General features: G+C 65.4%; 15 protein-coding genes. 3 read left to right on the forward strand and 12 right to left on the reverse strand.

Annotated features, from left to right (window positions below):
- Nucleotides 1-95: 95 nt before the first annotated feature.
- Complete coding sequence (locus AC1VVM_RS24655) at nucleotides 96-2,021, reverse strand: rhamnogalacturonan lyase (RefSeq protein ID WP_482956839.1); 1,926 nt, start codon at nucleotides 2,019-2,021, stop codon at nucleotides 96-98.
- Between the two features lie 335 nt (nucleotides 2,022-2,356).
- Here AC1VVM_RS24655 and AC1VVM_RS24660 point away from each other — a divergent pair, with 335 nt between their 5' ends.
- Nucleotides 2,357-5,362: a TonB-dependent receptor gene (locus AC1VVM_RS24660; RefSeq protein ID WP_482956840.1), complete on the forward strand. Its 3,006-nt coding sequence runs from the start codon at nucleotides 2,357-2,359 to the stop codon at nucleotides 5,360-5,362.
- A 46-nt stretch (nucleotides 5,363-5,408) separates the two neighbouring features.
- On the opposite strand, the gene AC1VVM_RS24665 is transcribed toward AC1VVM_RS24660, so the two are convergent.
- On the reverse strand, nucleotides 5,409-7,106 hold the full coding sequence (locus AC1VVM_RS24665; RefSeq protein WP_482956841.1) for an arylsulfatase: 1,698 nt from the start codon (nucleotides 7,104-7,106) through the stop codon (nucleotides 5,409-5,411).
- Between AC1VVM_RS24665 and AC1VVM_RS24670 the strand changes: the two genes are divergently transcribed.
- Complete coding sequence (locus tag AC1VVM_RS24670; RefSeq protein WP_482956842.1) at nucleotides 7,096-7,257, forward strand: hypothetical protein; 162 nt, start codon at nucleotides 7,096-7,098, stop codon at nucleotides 7,255-7,257. The two genes, AC1VVM_RS24665 and AC1VVM_RS24670, sit on opposite strands and share 11 nt — an antisense overlap.
- A 22-nt stretch (nucleotides 7,258-7,279) precedes the next feature.
- On the opposite strand, the gene AC1VVM_RS24675 is transcribed toward AC1VVM_RS24670, so the two are convergent.
- From AC1VVM_RS24675 to AC1VVM_RS24710, 8 genes are all read right to left on the reverse strand, one after another.
- A complete protein-coding gene (locus tag AC1VVM_RS24675; protein ID WP_482906307.1) occupies nucleotides 7,280-8,233 on the reverse strand; it encodes a TauD/TfdA dioxygenase family protein in 954 nt (317 codons plus the stop codon).
- A 49-nt stretch (nucleotides 8,234-8,282) separates the two neighbouring features.
- Nucleotides 8,283-9,689: an MFS transporter gene (locus AC1VVM_RS24680; protein ID WP_482956843.1), complete on the reverse strand. Its 1,407-nt coding sequence runs from the start codon at nucleotides 9,687-9,689 to the stop codon at nucleotides 8,283-8,285.
- A gap of 38 nt (nucleotides 9,690-9,727) precedes the next feature.
- Nucleotides 9,728-12,169, reverse strand: coding sequence for a TonB-dependent receptor (locus tag AC1VVM_RS24685; RefSeq protein WP_482956844.1), 2,442 nt, complete (start codon nucleotides 12,167-12,169; stop codon nucleotides 9,728-9,730).
- 616 nt (nucleotides 12,170-12,785) lie between these two features.
- A complete protein-coding gene (locus tag AC1VVM_RS24690) occupies nucleotides 12,786-13,667 on the reverse strand; it encodes a sigma-70 family RNA polymerase sigma factor (protein WP_482956845.1) in 882 nt (293 codons plus the stop codon).
- Complete coding sequence (locus tag AC1VVM_RS24695; RefSeq protein WP_132391410.1) at nucleotides 13,664-14,116, reverse strand: carboxymuconolactone decarboxylase family protein; 453 nt, start codon at nucleotides 14,114-14,116, stop codon at nucleotides 13,664-13,666. Before AC1VVM_RS24695 ends, AC1VVM_RS24690 begins: the two co-directional genes overlap by 4 nt.
- Nucleotides 14,117-14,205: 89 nt before the next feature.
- Entirely contained in the window at nucleotides 14,206-14,904 is a 699-nt protein-coding gene (locus AC1VVM_RS24700) for a CDP-alcohol phosphatidyltransferase family protein (RefSeq protein ID WP_132391408.1), read from the reverse strand.
- A 185-nt stretch (nucleotides 14,905-15,089) separates the two neighbouring features.
- Entirely contained in the window at nucleotides 15,090-15,605 is a 516-nt protein-coding gene (locus AC1VVM_RS24705) for a GNAT family N-acetyltransferase (protein ID WP_482956846.1), read from the reverse strand.
- 43 nt (nucleotides 15,606-15,648) lie between these two features.
- On the reverse strand, nucleotides 15,649-16,524 hold the full coding sequence (locus AC1VVM_RS24710) for a LysR substrate-binding domain-containing protein (protein ID WP_482956847.1): 876 nt from the start codon (nucleotides 16,522-16,524) through the stop codon (nucleotides 15,649-15,651).
- A gap of 110 nt (nucleotides 16,525-16,634) precedes the next feature.
- Here AC1VVM_RS24710 and AC1VVM_RS24715 point away from each other — a divergent pair, with 110 nt between their 5' ends.
- The gene (locus AC1VVM_RS24715) at nucleotides 16,635-17,705 is read left to right on the forward strand and encodes a YeiH family protein (protein ID WP_482956848.1); all 1,071 of its coding nucleotides are present in this window, start codon (nucleotides 16,635-16,637) and stop codon (nucleotides 17,703-17,705) included.
- Here AC1VVM_RS24715 and AC1VVM_RS24720 read toward each other — a convergent pair.
- Together AC1VVM_RS24720 and AC1VVM_RS24725 are read right to left on the reverse strand one after the other, a co-directional pair.
- Nucleotides 17,668-19,032 carry a HAMP domain-containing sensor histidine kinase gene (locus AC1VVM_RS24720; protein WP_482956849.1) on the reverse strand — a complete coding sequence of 455 codons (1,365 nt, stop codon included), beginning with the start codon at nucleotides 19,030-19,032 and terminating at the stop codon, nucleotides 17,668-17,670. The genes AC1VVM_RS24715 and AC1VVM_RS24720 overlap by 38 nt on opposite strands.
- Nucleotides 19,029-19,727 carry a response regulator transcription factor gene (locus tag AC1VVM_RS24725; protein ID WP_482906314.1) on the reverse strand — a complete coding sequence of 233 codons (699 nt, stop codon included), beginning with the start codon at nucleotides 19,725-19,727 and terminating at the stop codon, nucleotides 19,029-19,031. Before AC1VVM_RS24725 ends, AC1VVM_RS24720 begins: the two co-directional genes overlap by 4 nt.
- Nucleotides 19,728-19,896: the final 169 nt, after the last annotated feature.

Consider the following 19,896-nt stretch of genomic DNA (forward strand, 5'->3'; position numbering starts at 1 on the left):
GCGCCGGGCTGCCCTGGATTGCTTCGCTACGCTCGCAATGACGAAGGTTGGGAGTTGGTACACCCTTTCGTTCGCTCGCTGGCGTGGGCGCGTTCTCAGCGCTCTCCGTTCGGCCCCGCGCCAAGATAGAAGCTGGTGTGCGGCGGCTGGTTGTAGGCGGTGTTCTGCCACGCCACGCCCGCCCGGTAGACCGGATCCTGCATTAGCGTGACGAAGCGATGCGGGGTGGCGAAGGGCGTGGTGTAGATGCGCAGTTCGCGGTTGTCGGCCCGGCGCCAGATCACTTCCTCACGCCAGTCGCCGATGAGATCGGCCTGAAGCGCGGGCGTCGCCTTGGTGCCGTTGTTCGAGGCAAGTCCCTCGGGCGCGAGCAGCGGCGTGGTGGTTCCGTGCTCCCAGTCCCACTTCGAAATCGTGGTGCCGTCCAGCAGTTCGCGCAGCAGATCGCCGTCCCACCAGATCGCAAAGTTGGTCTGGCGCGGGTGCGGGCCGATCGGCTGGCCCTTGGTGTCGAAAAGTCGATCCGAATTGGCGCCCCAGAACTCGTCGCCGTAATGGCGCGGATCGATATCGGCGGCGAGGCCGCGTCCGGCGTCTTCCTCGGCGGGCTTGCTCCACAGCACTTCGCCAGTCCGGGCATCGAGCAGGGCCGAGCCGAGCCCGCCATTGTGCCGGATTTCCTCAAAGACGCCGAACTTTTCGAGGCCCGGACGGGCGGGATCGAGATCTCCGACATGCATGGTGTCGCCGTGGAACAGCGGGCGGGTCCAGAGGCCCTTGCCGGTGTCGTCCACCGCCATCGATCCGTAGATCACCTCGTCGCGCCCGTCGCCGTCGACATCGGCGATGGAAAGCTGGTGGTTGCCGCGCCCGGCAAAGTCCGCGTTGCCCGGCGCGGCGCTGTCGAACAGCCAGCGCTCGGTCAGCTTGCCGCCGCGCCAGTCCCACGCGGCGATGGCGGTGCGGGAATAGTAACCGCGCGCGAAGACCATGCTCGGCTGGTGGCCGTCGAGATAGGCGACGCCCGCCAGGAAGCGATCCGAGCGGTTGGCGTAGCCATCGCCCCAGGTCGCGGCGAGTTGTTCCGGCGTCGGGTTGCCGCCCGGATAGCGCGGCGGATCGTAAGGCGCGGTGGCAAGCGCCTTGCCGGTCAGGCCCTCGAACACGGTGAGATATTCGGGGCCCTTGACGATGCGGCCCTGCATCGGCGCGACCTTGGTGCCGTCCGCTAGCACTTTCGCGCCGGTGCGGTCCTGCTGCGGCACTTCGCCGCCCGTGCTGCGCCAGTCGGCATTGGCATCGCCGATCGCTTTGCCGGTGCCGTCCACGGTGCCATCGGCGGTTTTCATCGCCACTTCGGCGCGTCCGTCGCCATCGAAATCGAAGACGAGGAACTGGGTGTAGTGCGCCCCGGCGCGGATGTTGCGGCCAAGGTCGATGCGCCAGAGCCGGGTGCCGTCAAGGCGATAGGCATCGAGGAAGACATCGCCGGTATAGCCGGTCTGGCTGTTGTCGTGGCTGTTGGTGGGGTCCCACTTGAGAACGATTTCGTAGCGGCCATCGCCGTCGAGATCGCCCACGCTGGCATCGTTGGCGGTGTAGGAATAGGCCTCTCCGGAGGGCGTCACGCCGTCTGCCGGTGGGACGAGCGGGATCGAGAGATAGCCCTTGTCCCACATCATGGCGCGCTGCGGCCCCGCGCGGTCGCCGATGCGCTCCACCGTGTAAGCGCTTTTTGTCGTGCCCTGTGCGTCCACGAATGTCGTCGCCTCGCCGGGCTTGGTGACGTGGATCGGCGCGCCGTCGCGCAGCACGCGGAAGCGGGCATTCTTGGGATCGGTGTTCAAAAACCGCCAATTCACGAGCACGCCGCCATCCTTGGCGGGTAGCGCCACGGCCCCGCGATCGAGCCGTTCCGGAGCCATGCGCGCCGCCGGAGTCGCGGCAAGGGCAGGGCCCGTCAGCGGGAGCAGAGAAACAAGCCCGGCCATCAGGGCCAGCGCACGGATTTGGGCCGCCATTTGCATCATCCTCCTGATATGGAACCGATAAGGTCCAAATTATAGCATTGCATCCCACATATCGGTTCCATAAGTGTCCGTCTAGAAAGTGATTCGATCCGACGCCGGAAAACCGGACAAGCGAGATCGTCAGGGGAAAGAGGGGAGAGGCTATGCCGGCTCAGAACGCTGAAGTTACGTCCATTATTCACGCAAACCGCCTTGGTCATCGGGTGTTGCAGGGAGCCTCCGGGTTCGCCCTTGCGGTTGCACTGACGGTTTCCGCTCCGGCTATTGCTCAGACAAATGCGCCGTCAAACCCGCCGCCGAGCGACTCTCCATCAGCCGATGATCAAGTGACCGCCAAGGTCGACGAAAAGACCGCCGAAAAGGCGATCACCACCGCCAACGACATCGTCGTCGTCGGCACGCGCGCCTCGCTCCAGTCGGCGATCAACCGCAAGCGGCAGGCCCGCACCATCGTCGATTCCATCGTTGCCGACGACATCGCCAGCTTCCCGGACAAGAACATCGGCGATTCACTTGCCCGCATCACTGGCGTTCAGCTCAGCCGCGATTTCGGCGAAGGCGTGAAAGTCTCGATCCGCGGCGTCGAGCCCGATCTCAACCGTGTGGAAATCAACGGCGTCAGCCAGGTCAGCGCCACCGGCGATCGTTCGGGCGACTTCCGCGAACTGGCGGCCGAACTGGTCAAGTCGATCGACGTCTACAAGGGCTACGCGGTCGATCTTACCGAAGGTGGCATCGGCGGCACCGTGCGTGTGGAAACCCGCAAGCCGCTTGAGCTGATGAAGCCGATCCTGTCGCTCAGCGTGTCCGGCCAGCATCTCGACACCACCCAGAACTGGCGCCCGCGCGTCTCGTTCTTCGCGGGCACGCCCCGTTTCCTGATCGACGGTCTCGGCGTGCTGCTGAACGCCACATACAGCGATGTGGTTACCCGGCAGGACTACATCAGCAATACGGGCTGGGCGCGCATTGCCGACTTCGATCATTCGACCGAGAAGACCGTCGCCGATCCGCTCTATGCGGGCTACAATACGTACGAGAGCTGCGCCGGTGTCGGCGGGGCAAGCGCGGCGAAGGCCACCGCCAACCGCCTCGCTTGCGAAACCCAGTTCTTCGACTGGGCCCCGAAGACGCCGCGCTATCGCAACCTCGTACGCGAAGACAAGCGCATCTCCGGCGATCTCACGCTGCAATATCAGATCGCGCCGAACTTCCGCGCCTATACCAATGTGCAGATCAACGTGCGCAACCAGACGCTTCAGGACGTCAATTACTCGGTCGATCTTGGCACGATCCAGCGCTTCAACCTCGATCCGCAGCTTGCCGCCGGTGCCGGTGGCGGCACATCGCGCCAGCAGGTGGCGCTCGGCACGTCGACGGTAAATGAGAACCACGTCGTCACCGGCCTGACCACCGCGCTCAATGCCGTGAACCTCGGCACGGCGGCCGCGCCCAACTGGGGCGGCGCCGCCAACATCGTCGGCGTGCAGCGCCGCGATTTCAGCTACGACCAGAATTCGAAGTACTTCTCCGGCGGGTTCCGCTGGGATCTCAGCAAGCTGCACATCGATTTCCTGGGATCGCATGCCACCGCGCACACGGATTCGGAAACCAACCTGATCTCGCTGGGCACGAGCGTTTCCGGCATCGTGATCGACCGCAACAATGCGCAGGGCATTCCGGTCTTCCAGTTCCCCTCGAACTTCGATCCGGCCAATCCGTCGGTCTATTCCGATGCCACGCGCACCGATGCCAATGGGCAGGTCCTGCCGATCTACGGGCCCGGGCTCCAGTACCGCCCGGCCGAATACAACAACACCGAAGATCAGCTGAAGTTCGATGCGGACTGGGAGATCGACCACCCCATCGTCAGCAAGTTCGAGTTCGGCGCGCAGGCTCGCCGCCAGAAGTTCCTGAACTATCTCGGCGGCGGCTCGATGCTGATCGATCCCGCGACGCTGACCTATCAGTCGACCGCGAACGTCTCGTACACCACCACGATCCAGAACAACCCCACGCAGGCGCGCAACGGCAATACCTATTACATCACGCCCGCGCAGTACGCCTCGCTGATCTCGTCGCTGGGCGGGGTGACGGGCGGCGCGCCGCTCTACACCGGCCTCAAGAACGCGCCTTCGGGCATTCCGAGCCGGCTGGCCTATCCCAACTTCGATTCCAGTGTGCTGTCGCAGATCTACGATCTGTCGGGCTTCGATCATGACCTCGTGCGCTTTGCCGACGGCTATCCGCAGATCCCCAGCGCCAAGATCACGGAATCGGTGCTGGCGGGCTATGCCATGCTCGATATCGACACCCAGATCTTCGGCATGAACCTCACCGGCAACGCGGGTGTTCGCTGGACGCATACCGAGGACAAGGGCCTTGGCACCAACATCAGCCGCGTCACCCGCATCAATGCGACCGGCGGCACCGAGACGGTGGTCGTGGCGGCGCAAGAGGCCGAGATCTCGAACAGCTACACGGATGTCCTGCCCGCGTTCAACGCCAACCTCGAAATCCAGCCCAACCTCTATCTGCGCGCCAACTATGCCCAGAACCTTGCGCGGCCCAAGCCGACCGATCTGGTGCCGAACATCAACTGCGTGGACGACCAGACGATCTCCGGCGCGGACGATGTCTGCACCGCAGGCAATCCGGACCTGAAGCCCTACCGCGCGGACCAGTGGGAAGTGAACCTTGCCTGGTATCCGAACCCGGACACTATGCTGAGCCTTGGCTATTACAAGAAGTCCGAATCCAGCTTCGTGATCGGCAACGTCCTGCGCGACGGCGTGGACCTGTTCCACGACGGCATTACCTACACCGTCCGCCAGCCCGTGAACGGCAGCGGTGCGCTGCTCGACGGTATCGAGGCGAGCGCGCAGACGGTGTTCACGTTCCTGCCCAAGCCGCTCGACGGTTTCGGCGCCTCGGGCAACTTCACCTATGCCCGCGCCATCCGCACCAACCTCACCAATGTCGCGACGGGCGGTGCGCTGAAGGAATATCCGGGCCTTTCGACCTACACCTACAATGCCAGCGTGTTCTTTGACAAAGGCATGCTCAACGCCCGCCTGAACTACAACTATCGTTCCAAGTGGCTGGACACGGTGATCGATGCCACCAACGGCAACAACCCGATCTACCGCAAGGCCGAAGGTTATCTCGACGGCAAGATTACCCTTCGCTTCCCGCAGTATCACCTCGACGTGTTCTTCGAGATGCAGAACATCAACAAGGAATACTCGAAGACCTACATCAACAAGGACATGCCGCTGGAGCTCTACTACCCCGGCCAGCGCATCTTCGTGGGCGTCCAGGCGAAGCTCTGAAAAAGTGCCCCTCACGTGGCGACAACCACGTGAGGGGCATCCGCATTTACGGGCGGTAGAGCACCTGATCCGGCAGGATCACGTGGTTCGCCTTGGCATAGACGTCCCAGTCCGCCGCCAGCTCGCGCAGCTTGTCGGGATACTTGTCCGAAAGGTCCTGGGTTTCGCCGGGGTCGGCGGCAATATTGAACAGGCGCCACTGGCCGTCACCTACATCGGTAGCCTTCCAGTCGCCCTTGCGCAGCGCGCGGCTGCCGAACAGTTCGGTGCCGATCGGCTCATTGGCGGCATGGACGAATGCGGCCTTGCCCTCCAGCCAGGGGCGCGCGCTCTTGCCGGTGATCGGTAGCACGGTGCGACCCTCGAATGTGGTGCCGCCGCTAGGGATACCGGCGTAATCGAGCAGGGTCGGCGCGATGTCGGCCACGCTCACATAGGCACCCCCGATGCTCTTGGGGTGAGCGAGACCCCTGAAGTTGACGAAGGCCGTCGTGCGCGTGCCGCCCTCCGAAGCATAGGCCTTGGTCAGCCACGAAGGCGCGGTGCCGGCCTGCGCCCATTCGGGGCCATAGGTCGTGTAGCTGGTGCCCTTGCCGAGATTGTCGAGCGCGTTGTTCGCGGTCGTGGTGTAGCGGGCGAGCATCTTGGCGCCGGTGGTCTTGGCATCGAGCGCCTCGGCGCCGTTGTCGGCCAGGAACACGATCACGGTATTGTCGAGTTCGCCGCTGGCGCGCAGCGCGTCGATCACATGGCCCACGTTCGCGTCCATGCGCGCGACCATCGCGGCGTAGATCTCCATGTTGCGCGCGGCCTCGCGCTTGTCGGCGACGGAGAGGCCGTCCCACCCGCCGCGCGGCGCGCGCGGGGTGTGGGCGACCGTGCCCTTGGCGATGAGCCCGAGCTGTTCCTGCCGGGCCAGTCGCGCGGCGCGGATCGCTTCGAAGCCGGCATCGTAGCGGCCGTGCTGGCGGGCGATATCCTCGTCCGGCGCCTGCATCGGCCAGTGCGGCGCGGTGAAGGTCAGATAGGCGAAGAACGGTTTGTCCGGCGTGTCCTTGCGGCTGCGCTGCAACTCTTCGATCAGGTTGCCGGCAAAGGCGTCGGACGAATAGAACCCGGCAGGCAGCGAGGCGAGGACCTTGCCGTCGCGCGTATAAGTCGCGCCCTTGGTAGGATCGGCCGACTGATCGAGGCCGAAGTGGTTGGCACCGCCTTGCAGCAGCGCGAAGCTGTACTGGAAGCCGCGTGCATGCGGGTCCTGCTCGGGCTTGAGGCCGAGGTGCCACTTGCCGGAGATCAGCGTGCGATAGCCGCCGGCGGCGAGGCGCTCTGCCAGCGAGGCGACTTCGGGTCGCAGATAGCCTTCGTAGCCCGGCTGCTCCTTCTGGTTCGGCGCGGTCAGTTCGGCCATGTTGCCCAGCCCGGCAAGGTGATTGTCGGTGCCCGACAGCAGCATCGAGCGCGTGGGCGAGCAGGTGGGCGCAGTGTGGAAACCGGTGAGGCGCAGCCCGCTTAGAGCGAGACGGTCGAGGTTGGGCGTCGCGATCTCACCGCCGAAGGCGCCTAGGTCGGACCAGCCGAGATCGTCGGCCACGATCACCAGGAAGTTCGGCCGCGCGGGCGAGGGAACCGGCGCGGGGGCGGCGCTGGGCGCGCTCTGGGCGGCGGCCGGGCTGGCGGCAGTGGTGGCAAGCAGCGCCGCACTGAGAGCGGTGGCGAAACTGAAAAGACGCTTGGCAGACATCGAGGATTTCCTGAAAATCGAGCATGCGGATGGAGAATTTGGCGCAAAAAAGTCCCGCGCCGCGGTTGGGTGCGCGGCGCGGGTCTGCGGCAAACAAACGATAAAAATGGAGCGCAATTCCATTCGGAATGAACGGATTGCGCTCCAGTAGTCGGCCCTACAGGGTGGAAGGATCAGGCCGGTTCGTAAGTGGTGGCCTTTTCCTTGCGGATCGTGCGGCTGCTGCGGCCGTCGAGGCCCACCGGCACCACGCCCGCGATCGTCGCGCGGCGCAGGGTGCGGCGCTGGAGGCCGAAGTCGGAGACGGCGCGGTGCTGGGTCGCCTGGTTGTCCCAGAACGCCACGTCACCGGGCTGCCAGCGCCAGCGCACGACGTTCTCGGGGCGGGTGATGTGGTCTTGCAGAATCGCGAAGAGCCGCGCCGAATCCGCCTGGTTGAGGCCGACGATGCGCTTCACGAAGTGGCCCAGCAGCAGGCTGCGCTGGCCCGAGACCGGGTGCACGCGGACCAGCGGATGCTCGGTCTCGTAGACGGTCGCGGCGAAGATGTTCTTGTGGTACTTCTGGCGCTCTTCGGCCACTTCGCTGGCCTTGGGCGTGTTGGCGAGGACCTGGGCATAGTCGTAGTCGTTCGAGTGGACCGCCCAGAGATTGTTCACCAGCTGGCGCAGGCTTTCCGGCAGGCCTTCGTAAGCGGTTTCGGTATTGGCCCAGACGGTGTCGCCGCCCGCTTCGGGAATGGTGATCGCGCGAAGGATCGAGCCCGAGGGATAGGCGTCGGTAAAGGTCACGTCGGTATGCCAGGTGGAGGCGGCGTAGCCTTCCTTGCTGTCCAGTTCGAGCAGGTAGCTCGAACCTTCGGCCACCGGAACCGTCGGATGGGCGACCGGCGCGCCGAACAGCGAGGCGAAGGCTTCATGGCGCTCGTCGTTCAATTCGTGCTGGCCGCGGAAGAACACGACCTTGTGACGGACAAGCGCGTCCTTGATGTGCTGCACGGTCTCGCCGTCGAGATCGCCCGAGAGTGTCACGCCCCGGATTTCGGCGCCGATGGTGCCGGTGATCGGTGCGATGTCGAGCGGGGAATTGGGGTCCTTGGCATTGGCGTAAGTGGCAATCGAGGTCATGGCATTTACTCCTTCGTCGTGGATTCTTGATGGGGGGTAGGGGGGAGAACTATTCGGCAGGAACCAGAGAGGCGGCGGCGTAGACATCGTCGCGCGCTTCGATCTGGCGGCGGATTTCCGCATGGCGCGAGGCGTCGAGCGGGAAGCGGGAGACCAGCACGGCGGCCAGCGCATGACCCAGCGCCGGGCCAAGTGCGAAGACCAGCAGCAGGCCGTTCAGCGCAGTGGGCGTGTTGGTGGCGGCGGCGGGGTTGAACCCGAAAGCCGTGACCAGCGGCAGGGCGATGCCGAAGGCGAGTGCCGGGCCCAGTTTCATCGAGACACTGAAGACCGAGTAGTAAAGGCCCACCCGGTCCTCGCCGGTTTCGGCGCGGTGGAGGTCGGCAATGTCCGCCACCATCGAACGCAGCATCAGGTTGCCCGAGCTTTGCGTCAGACCCTGTGCGATGGCGAGGAAGACCATCAGGCCGAAACGGTCGGGAGTGAGGAACACCAGCCCCAGATTGATGACGGCCTGCGCCACTTCGGCCAGCACGGCGGCCCGTCCCTTGCCCAGAACGAGGCCGATGCGCTGCCAGATCGGCCCGGCGAGCACGCCGAACGCGTACTGCAGCAGGAAGAAGCCCGCCGCCCATACCGGCCGGTGGAAATAGAGGGTGATGACGAACAGCAGCAGCGCGGTGCGCACGCCCTGCCCGGCAGTGACGGCCGCGTCCGCCGCCAGCACGCGCAGCAGCAGCGGGTTGCCGAAGATCGCCTTGATCGACTTGCCGAAGGCGAAAGGCTCGCTGTCGGCCGGGGCGCTGCGATCCGGCACGCCGGTAAGCGTGAGCAGCAGCGCGGGCACCGCCGTCACCAGTATAAGCGTGCCGAACAGCGTCAGCCGCAGCGGGCCGTCGTCGGGCCGCAACTGGTCGGCAACGGCAGGGAGTAGCAGGGTGAGCACCAGCGCCACTGCCGACAGCAGCGTGAACTGCGAGGAGATGCGCGTGCGATCGTTGTAATTGCCGCTGATCTCGCCGGACCAGGCCAGCACTGTCGTCAGCGTGATCGAGTGGCCGGCATAGTAGCAGAACACGCCCGCGCTCACCCAGAGCAGTTCGGCGCCGTGCGGCGGGAAGAACAGCATGACGATGCCAAGGGTGAACAGCAGGCCGCCGGCCGCGATCCACGGCCGCCGCCGTCCGAAGCGGCTGCGTGTGCGATCGCTGAGCGCGCCGATCACTGGGTCGAGCAGCGAATTGGCGATCTGCCCGATCAGGTAGACAAGGCCGAGGCCCGCGAGCGGAATGCCATAGTCCCGCGCCAGAATGGCCGGTACGAAGGCCACTGCCGGCTGCGCCGCCGCAAAGATCGGAATGGCCAATGCGTTGAGGCGGAACATGCGCCATGCATCGAGCTTCCTGTGGCTCTGGTGCTGGCTGAGGCGTTGCCGGGCGAAGGACTGGTAATGCATGGCTCGCGGGTTCCCTGTGCTACGTTATGAGCCGGCGGTCAGAGCTTGGTGCGGAGGGTGACGCCGATCGTGCGGGGTTCGCCGATCTGCGCGGTGACGACGCCGGTGTTCGCGGGCGCCAGTGCAATGAAGTAGTCCTTGTCGAACAGGTTCTTGGCCCAGATCGAGAGGTCCCACAGGCCATCATCGGTGCGCAAACCGATGCGCCCATTGACCAGCCCGTAGCCGGGCACTTGCGCCCAGGCCGAGTTCGAGGCCGAAGTGTTGTAGTTCGACCGGTAGGCGTAGTCGGCATGGGCGTAGACCGAGACGTCCTTGCCGCCGAGCGTCGTCAGCGCATGGTTGAAGTCTCCGCCCAGCGTCCAGGCCCACTTGGGAACGCCGGGCAGGCGGGCGCCCGAAAGATCCTGGATCGCGCCGTGGTTGAGGTTTTCGATCGCCTGCGGGGCGTTGTCGTAACTGATGTAGCTGGCGTCGGTATACGTGCCCGAGGCATTGAAGGAGAGGAAGTCGGTCGCCGCCACGGTCAGCTCGCCCTCGATACCGCGCGAGCGGACCTTGGGGATGTTGGCGATGTACTGGCGGCTGACCAGCGGGTTGGAGGGATCGAGATCGGTGATCGCGGTCTGGTAATCGCTGATCTCGGTCCAGAACCCGGCGGCGTTCAGCGTGGCGCGGTGGTCGAGGAACTGGGACTTCACGCCGATCTCGAACGCGTCGACCTTTTCAGGCTTCACCGTCGGATCTGTAACGCTGGAGGGAAGCTGGGTCAGGTTGAGCCCGCCCGACTTGTTGCCGCGCGCGTAGCTGCCGTAGACCATCACGTCCGGCGCAACCTTCCAGCTCAGCGAGACGAGGCCCGAAAGGCTGTTGTCGGTAAAGCTGGTGTGGGTGAGCGGGACGGCCTTGTTGAAGCTGGCGCGAATGGCCTGGATCTGGGTCTGGACGGCGGGGGAGAAGCCGGAAATGTCGGCGGCCTGCGCCACCCACTGTTCGAACACGCCGTCCTTTTCTTCATGCGTGAAGCGCAGGCCGGTGGTCAGCGTGAGGGAGGGCGTGATGTGCCAGTCGGTCTGGCCGAACGCGGCCAAGGTCTTGGTCTGCGGGTCGGAGTAGGAATTGACCTCGTAACCGCTGAGCGCGGCATTGTTCACCGGGTTAGACGCGCCGAGGAACCAGAGCGGCGCTGCCGAACCATAGCCCGTCGCGCCGTAGCCGCGCACGGTCTGCCAGAAGTAATAGGCGCCGACCACCCAGTCGAAGGTGCCATTGTCCTTCGAGGCAAGGCGCAGTTCCTGGCTGAACTGGCGCTGGCGGTTGGCCTGCTGGGCCTTGACCACGATCGGCAGCGAAGTACCGTCACCGTCGTTAGCCGGATCCCAGTCCCACCAGCGATAGGCGGTGATGGACGTGAGCGTCGGTCCGCCCAGCTTCCAGTTCACTTCGCCCGAAACGCCGTAGCCGGCCATGTTCGACTGGTAATGGCTGTCCGCCTCGCCCACGCGGTCGAAGGGCGCGAAGTCGGGCAGGGTGTAGCCCGGGAAGCGCGCGGCGCGCTGGGCGAAGTTGCCGGCGATCGGGGTGCCGTCCGCATATGTCGTGTGCAGGCCGGCGAAGACGTTGAGGACATAGTCCTGCTTCTGCCTTGCGTAGTCGCCGATGATGCGGACTTCGAGGTTGGGATCGGGCGTGAACAGCAGCTGCCCGCGAATGCTCTTGTTCAGATAGTTCTGGGCGCGGGTGTTGGTGGTCTTGTTCCACAGGAACCCGTCATTCTGGCTGATCGCGCCCGACAGACGCACGGCCAGCAGGTCCTTGATAAGACCACCCGATGCCGAGGCGCGGACCTGATAGTAGCCATAGTTGCCAAGGCTGGCTTCGGCCGAGAGCTCCGGATCGAACGTGGGCTTGCGCGAAGTGACGTTGATGACGCCTGCGGTCGTGTTCTTGCCGAACAGCGTGCCCTGCGGCCCGCGCAGGATCTCCATGCTCTGGATGTCCACGAGGTCGAACTGCGCAAGGCCGACGCGGCCGTAATAGACGTTGTCGATGTAGAAGCCGACGCCGTTCTCAAGTCCGTCGTTGGTCAGCGAGACGTTGGAGCCAAGGCCGCGAATGTTGATGTTGGTATTGCGCGGGTTGAAGGTGATGACCTGTAGGCTGGGCACCTGCTGCTGGATCGAACCCAGTGTATAGTCGCCCCGGCGTTCGAGCGCGGCGGCGCTGATGACGCTGATCGCCACCGGCACTTCCTGCACGTTTTCATCGCGGCGTCGCGATGCGGTGACGATGATCGTGCTGCCCGTATCACCGTTTCCATCGGCGGCAGCGGCATCCGGTGCGCTCCCGGCCGGAGTCGCCGCGGCGAGATCGGCCGAAGGGGCCTCGGCAGCATAGGCGGGCACGGTGAAAAGCAGAGCGGCGGCGAGCGCCAGGGGACTGGTGGCGGAAACGGTATTCCTGAAAGACGTGCGGAGCATTGAACGGTATTTCCCTGTTAGTGCCGCTTTCGTCAGGCGTGACGACGACCTGCGGGCGGCGAATTCATTCGGTGTGATCGCTGGGGGAGAAGCAGGGCCCGGGAAGCCGTCTCGCCAGGGCGTGCACCAGCATCGCCGGGCACGCCGCAAAGCCTGCCGGTCGATGCCCGGTGGGCACGACGGGTCCTTCGCAGCCGCGCGCTCAGCGCGTTGCGGAGGGGGTCTGGAGATCCGGTTTCAGGCCGACAGCTTCAGGCACACGCGCAACGGTTGTCCGGTGCGGCTCGACTGGCCCTTCGCGTATCGGTCTGCGGTATCAGGCGCTGGTCTGGAATTTCGGCATCGTATCACCTCATCGTTTCGTGAGGGGAACACGACGCTTGGCGTTGTCGCCCGAGCATCGCGCGCTTTAGCGGTTGGTATCGCGGAGCAAGCTGCTTCCCATCAAATGCCGCGGACCGAGGCCCCTTTAAATGCAGTCCGGCCCGGTCACCGGTCATCTGCGGGGTAAACTCAACCTATTAAGTTGAGAAAGAGAGGTCAAGCACAAGCTTTCCTTTGTCGGCCAATCGCGCAGCTTGCGCGGCCAAGCGTGAAAAGCGCGGAAAACACCATCTCAGTGCAGCGAATCTTCCAGATGGCGCAGCTTGTCCGGATTGCGGGTGACGTAGATGGCACGGATCAGTCCATCTTCCACCAAGAGTGCCGTGGTCTGGAGGATGCCGTCCGGTTCGCGAGTCACGAAGCCCGGCAGGCCATTGACGAAGCCGTAGCGGACCAGCGCGGACGGCGCGCGGCGCAGGCGTTCGAGTGCGAGATGCGCGCGGACCACTTCGTCCGCGCCTTCCAGCACGCGGGCAACGGCGGGCCGCTTGCCGCCGCCGTCGGAATGGAAGCGCACGTCCTCGGCCAGCAAGGCGCCCAGATTGGCGAGGCCCTCGCCGCGAGAGGCCTGGAAGAAGGCGTCGGCGATGGCCATGCCGTGCGCCCGGTCGACGGCAAAGCGCGGGCGCTCGCTGCGCACATTGGCCCGCGCGCGGCTGGCAAGCTGGCGGCAGGCGGCGGTATCGCGGCCGATGGCGGCGGCGATATCCTCGAAACTCTCGCCGAATACGTCGTGCAGCAGGAACGCCGCGCGTTCGAGCGGGGAAAGCCGTTCGAGCGCCAGCAGCAGCGGCAGCGTCACGTCCTCTACCGGCTCTTCCTCCACCACTGGTTCGGGAAGCCATGGCCCGGTATAAGTCTCGCGCCGCACGCGGGCGGATTTCAGGTGATCGAGGCACAGCCGGGTGACGACGCGGCGCAGGAAGGCGGCGGGAATGTTCACCGCCGCCCGGTCGGTTTCCGCCCAGCGGATATAGGCTTCCTGCAACACGTCCTCCGCGTCCGCCATGGAGCCGAGCATCCGGTACGCGACGCGCAGCAGGCCGGGCCTGTGCGCGTCGAAAGTGCCGGTGGCATCAAAGGGCGAGGCCGACGCGGAGAGAGTTTCGGTCACTTCCAGCCCAATTCCGGCGCGTAGAGATTGAAGCCCACCGCCAGCCGGTTCCAGCCGTTGATGACATTGATCATCATGGTCAGTTTCAACTGCTCCTCCTTGTCGAACGCGGCGTCCAGTGCCGCATAGACGGCATCGGGCGCGCGCTTGGTGGCCACTTCGGTCAGATGATCGGTCCAGGCAAGCGCCGCGCGCTCGCGATCGGTATAGCACGGGGCTTCATGCCAGGCGGCCAGCAAGTGGATGCGCTGCTCGGTTTCGCCCGCGGCCCGCGCTTCGGCGGTGTGCATGTTGAGGCAATTGGCGCAGCCGTTGATCTGCGAGGCGCGGATCTTGACCAGTTCGAGCAGCGGCTTTTCCAGCCCGCATTCGCCGACCTGCATGGAGAAGGCATACCAGGCTTTGAAGATCGCGGGCGAGACGGAGTAGACATCGGCACGGGGAGTCATGGCGTGATCCTTTCAGTGTGGATGCCGCCATGACGAGACAGCGCTGGCCGGTGTGACATGGCCCGCGAAGTTTTTTCGAAAAAAGACTCTCAGCGCCAGTTGCGGATAGGCGGCTCGTCCTGCGCCAGCCTGCGCGCGGTGCGCAGGGTCTGGATGATGAAGAAGACGATCAGCAGCAGCCCGATCGAGCCGACCAGCAGGTCGAACCATGTAAACAGGCCGAAGAACACCGGCTGCGATCCGGCAAGGATCATCGCCAGGGTCAGGCCGATCAGCAGGATGCGCAGCTCGGTCGGCCCGGCATAGGCGTAGGAAAGCTTCATTTCGCCCAGTACGCGCACGGCCAGGAAGGCGTGGATCGACAGCAGCAGGTAGCCCGCCAGCGCGATAAGCGCGACTTCCAGCAGGACATAGCCGCTCAGGCCGATGCCGACGACGACCAGCGTCGTCGCCAGACCGTCGCAGCTATGGTCGAGGAAATAGCCGTATCGCGGGCGCTCGATGTGCCGGAAACGGGCGAGGCTGCCGTCCATGGAATCGCCGAACCACTGCACGAAATAGCCGGAGATCGAGAGCCAGAGCCAGCCGTCGCCCAGATTGCTGGCCACGTAACCGCTGAAGACCATCAGCGCGCCGATCATGCCGATCCCGGTCAGCAGGTCTGGCATGACCCAGTCCGGCATGCGCGCGCAGAGCCAGTTGAGCACTTTGCGTTCGGAGCGGGCCAGCAGGTTCTGCTGGATGCGCTGGATGGCTTTGGTTTCGATTTTCTCGTCTCGACTTGCCATTGCATTCCCCGTTCCAGATCGCCGCCAGTGTCGGTGCGGACGAGGCGCCTCGCCAAAAAACGAGCCGGCGCTTGTCGGATTTCCCCTCTCGGAGTTCCCGTCCTGCCTGCATCTGTGGGCGCTTCTGCCCCTTGCGGCAATCGGCAATCGTTGAAGCGCCCGCTTTCACCCCGTTCGGGCCCCGCTCAGGGCCGGACGGGATCGCGGGCCAATATGATAAGTGAGCCGTTCTCGCGGGGGTACTGGTCTACCTCTGCGTAGCCGAGACGCGCCGCCAGTCGCAGCGAAGCGTGGTTGGCGGAGGCGATGCTGCAGGCCGTGCGCAGGCCGATGTGCTTGTCGAACCACGCTTGCGCGGCAAGGCCCGCCTCTGTGGCATATCCCCGGCCGTGAAAGCCCGATGCCAGCGTCCACGACATTTCGATCTCTGCTGCCGCGCGCGTGCCGAGATCGCGTTCGAAGTGGGCATGGCCGATCTTGCCGACATAGCGGCCCGAGGCCTGCTCGATGATCGAGAACAGCCCGAACCTCTTGATGCTCCAGTGGCCGGCGTCGCGCAGGAAACGGGTCCATGCCTCCGCCCGCGCGAGCGGCTGGCCGCCGATATGCGCGGTCACGTCCGGATCGCCGAACATCGCGGCGGATTCCTCGAAGTCGGCGGGAAGGGGCGGACGCAGCAGCAGTCGTTCGGTTTCGATCATTGCGTGACGGTAGAGGCGCGATGGGCCGGGCGAAAGGCCCCGCTCATGTCAGTGCCGCGATGACTTCCAGCAGAGCGTCCGCCGCCTTGCTGCGATAGCGCTCCTTGTGGCGCAGGCCGTGGAAGGTTCGCGGTCCGAATTCCACCGGCGCGGCGTGAAGCGTCCCCGCTGCAATGGCGGGCGCGACGACGAGAGAGGATAGCGCGGCAACGCCTGCGCCGGCTTCCACAGCCGTGCGTACGCTCTCGTTCGAGGGCAGGACCAGGGCGACATCGAGCGCGGTGGGATCGACGCCAAGGCGCCGCAAGTGGCTGTCTAGGCTCGACCGCGTGCCCGAACCGGCCTCGCGCCGGATCCAGCGGGCGTTTCGCAGCCAGGCGGCGTCGATCTTCTCTCTTCCGAACGGCACGGACCGGACGAGCACCAGCCGGTCCGCGCCGACCGGCCAGCGGGCCAGGACGGGATCGTCTATCCGGCCCTCGACGATGCCGAGGTCGGCCTCGCCATCGCGGACGCGCGCGGCGGCCTGATCGGTATTGGCAATGGCAAGCTCGACCCGCAGCGCCGGGTGGCGCGCGTGGAATTCGGCCAGGATCGGCGGAAGCCAGTAGGCGGCGATCGTCTGGCTGGCGACAAGGCGCAGCCGGCCGCGGCGAAGCTGGCTCAGTTCCTCCAGCACCACTTCGGCAGCGGCGGCGCGTGCCAGCACGCCGCGCGCTTCGGTCAGGAATTCGCGGCCGGTTTCGGTCAGGACGATGCCCCGTCCGACACGGTCGAACAGCTTGACCGCATGGCGCTCTTCCAGCCCGGCGATGGCCGCCGAGGCCGCCGACTGGGTGACGTTCAGCGCCCGCGCGGCGGCGGTCATATGCTCACGTTCGGCGACGGCTACGAAGATGCGAAGCTGTTCCAGAGTCATGGCGCCAGCCTGCCACAATCGATCTGATAATACGATTGAAATAACAATATCGATGCGTTGGAAGGATTGGTTTTGGAGGCGTAAATGGACCTGCGAAAGGATTTTTCGCTATGGTCTCAAGCGTTTCCCCGCACTTCGGCTTTCCATGGTTTCCCCGGGAAAACCTTGGGGCGCGCTTGCGCCGGGTCTCTCCGGGGATCGTGCTGAGCGCGGCAGTTGCGGCGGGGGCCTATGGGCTTGAGGCGGCCGAGCGGATCCTGACCGGCAGGGCGTGGCTGGAGGCTCTGGTCCTGGCGATCATCATGGGCACGGCGCTGCGCAGCCTGTGGACGCCGGGCAAACGCTGGGACGATGGAATATCCTTTAGTTCCAAATATATGCTTGAAATTGCGGTGGTCTTTCTGGGCGCTTCGGTGAGCGGAGCAACGCTTCTTGCGGCAGGCCCCGCGCTGCTGCTCGGAATTGGCGGAGTGGTGGCTTGCGCCTTGCTGCTTGGTTTCGCGATTGGGCGCATGCTCGGATTGCCGACGCGCATGGCCTTGCTCGTGGCCTGCGGCAACGCGATCTGCGGCAATTCGGCGATTGCCGCCGTCGCCCCGGTGATCGGCGCCGACAGCGACGATGTGGCCGCCTCTATTGCGTTCACGGCCGTACTGGGCGTGGCGGTGGTGCTGGGGCTTCCGCTGCTGGGGCTGGCGCTGGGGATGAGCGGGCAGGCTTTCGGCGCCTTTGCCGGGCTGACGGTCTATGCGGTGCCGCAAGTGATCGCCGCCGCCGCGCCGCTCGGCCCGGTGGCGGTGCAGACGGGCACGCTCGTCAAGCTGGTGCGCGTGCTCATGCTGGGGCCGGTCTGCCTTGTCCTCTCGCTGATCGCGCCGCGCCTGACGCGGCAATCTGCGTGCGCCCGCCCCGGCATCGGCCATCTGGTGCCATGGTTCATCCTTGGCTTCATCGCGCTTGTCCTGTGCCGCTCGCTGGGGCTCGTTCCCGAGGCGGCGTTGCCCGCGCTCAACCGGGCGGCGACGCTGCTTACCGTGGTGTCGATGGCGGCGCTGGGGCTCGGCGTCGACGTGCGGACAGTCGCCGGAGCGGGCGCGCGCGTTACGGCGGCTGTCGTGCTTTCGCTGGCCGGGCTGGGCGCGGTCAGTCTGTGCCTGCTGCGCGCCCTGCATCTTGCGTGAGCTGCGCGGGAATCTCGATTTCGACGCGCAGGCCGCCAGCGGGCAAGTTTGCAGCACCAATCCGGCCATGGCAGGCCGCCACCGCGCGCGAGGCGATGGCCAGCCCGAGCCCGAGACTGCGGTAATCGGGCCGGGGCATATCCGGCCGGGTGCAGACGAAAGGCTCGAAAATGCTGTCCACCATGTCGGCGGGAACGCCAGGCCCTTCGTCGCTGACGGTCACGCGGTAGCGATGGGGGCGCAGGAGCAGTTCGGCCCGCACCTCGATCCGCGAATCCGGCGGCGAGAAGCGCAGGGCATTGCGCATCACATTGTCGATCGCGCGGCGCAGCAATTCGCCGTTTCCGCGCACCGGCGGTGCCTGGTCCTCGTCGATGCCGACGGCCGCGAAATCGATCCGCACATGCTGAGGCTGGGCCTCGTAACGGGTATCGGCGACCACCTCCGCGACCACGCCGACAAGGTCGAAGTATTCATCGCTGCCCGCCGGTTCGTTCTCGGCCCGGGCAAGCAGGAGCAGTTCGCTGACGAGCCCATCGAGCCGGTCGACCTCGTGTTCCATGCGGTCCATCGAACTGTCGAAGCGGCCGGGTGACTGGCGGGCCAGAGCAATCGCCAGATGCAGCCGCGCGAGCGGGGAACGCAATTCGTGCGAGACATCGTGGAGCAGGCGGTCACGGCTCTCGACAAGTTGCTCCAGCCGCCGCGCCATCGCGTCGAAATCGTGCCCAAGGTCGGCCACTTCGTCGCGCCGGGAGCCGATTGCGGGGGAAACACGGGCTTTCAACTCGCCGCGCGCCAATCGCGCGAAACCGTCGCGCAAGTGATTGATCGGCCGCATCAGGTACCAGGCGAGCAGCGCGCTGAACGCCAGCCCGGCGACGACCCCCATGATCGCCAGTTCGGGCGGGATATCGAGCCGCCACTTCCGCATGTCGCGGTGGTACCGGAAGCGCAACTGGTACTCGGTGCCGGCGGGATCGCGGACCTTGCGCTCCATGACCGCGTTTTCGACATCGCCCGTGCCCGGCAGCGCCACGACTTGCCCGGGCGCGACGAGTTCAAGCCGCTTGCGCTGGTCTTCCGGCAAATTGTCGAGCATCGCGACGTAACGTGCCGCGCCGCCCGCCTGGATCGCCTGCGCGCCCGCTTCGAGCACGGCGGGCCCGACCTGATGGGTCATCAACGGGGCCGGCGGCTCGCGGTCGGTGCGCAACTGGAACAGCAGCCAGACGGCCTGCGTCATCACCACGAATGTGAACAGGAACGACAGCAGGATCTTCCAGAACAGCCGGCGCCCGCTTCTGGCCTGTAATGACGGTGTCATTGGGTGCGGATCCTGTAGCCGACGCCGCGCACCGTCTCGATTCCGGCCTCGCCTTGCGAGGCGCCTTCGAGCTTGATGCGCAAGTTACTGACGTGGACGTCGACGCTGCGATCATAGCTTTGCCGCGCCCGGCCGAGACCGCGCAGCGACAGATCGTCCTTGGTGGTGACGGCGTTTCCGGCGCGGACGAGTACCAGCAGGATGTTGAATTCGGACGGGGTCAGTTCGACGGGTGCACCGCGCCATGCGGCCTTGCGGGCGGCGATCTGGACGTCGAGCCCGCCGATCGAGAGCGTCTGTGCGGCTTGCGGCGGGCGCCCGTCGCGCGGCTGGTGACGCCGTATATTGGCGCGCAGTCGCGCCACCAGTTCGCGGGGGTAGCAGGGCTTGGCGATATAGTCGTCCGCACCCAGTTCAAGGCCGATCACCTTGTCCACCTCGTCCCCGCGCGCGGAGAGCATGATGACCGGCACGTCGTTGGCGGCCCGCAACTGGCGCAGCAGTTCGATGCCGCCCAATCGGGGGAGCATGATATCCAGGATCACGGCGTCGTGTTCGCCGGACAGCGCGCGCCGGATGCCCTGATGGCCATCGGTGGCGACTTCGACCCTGAACCCCTCGCTCTCCAGATATTCGCCCAGCATGGCGCCCAGTTCGAGATCGTCGTCGATCAGCAAAATGCGTTTGGAATCCACGTCCACACGCTCCTGATGGCGCAGGCTGCCGTGATTGTCAGCCGTTTGCAGTGATCCTTGCGAAAACTTTACGTTTCCCTTGCGAACTCTTTACCCACAAATCCGCCGCTGCGCGCCATATCGAATTACTCGGACAAATACGAAGTCCAGTTAATCGAAATGGGGCATG

The sequence above is a fragment of the Novosphingobium sp. BL-S-33 genome, from assembly GCF_056857025.1.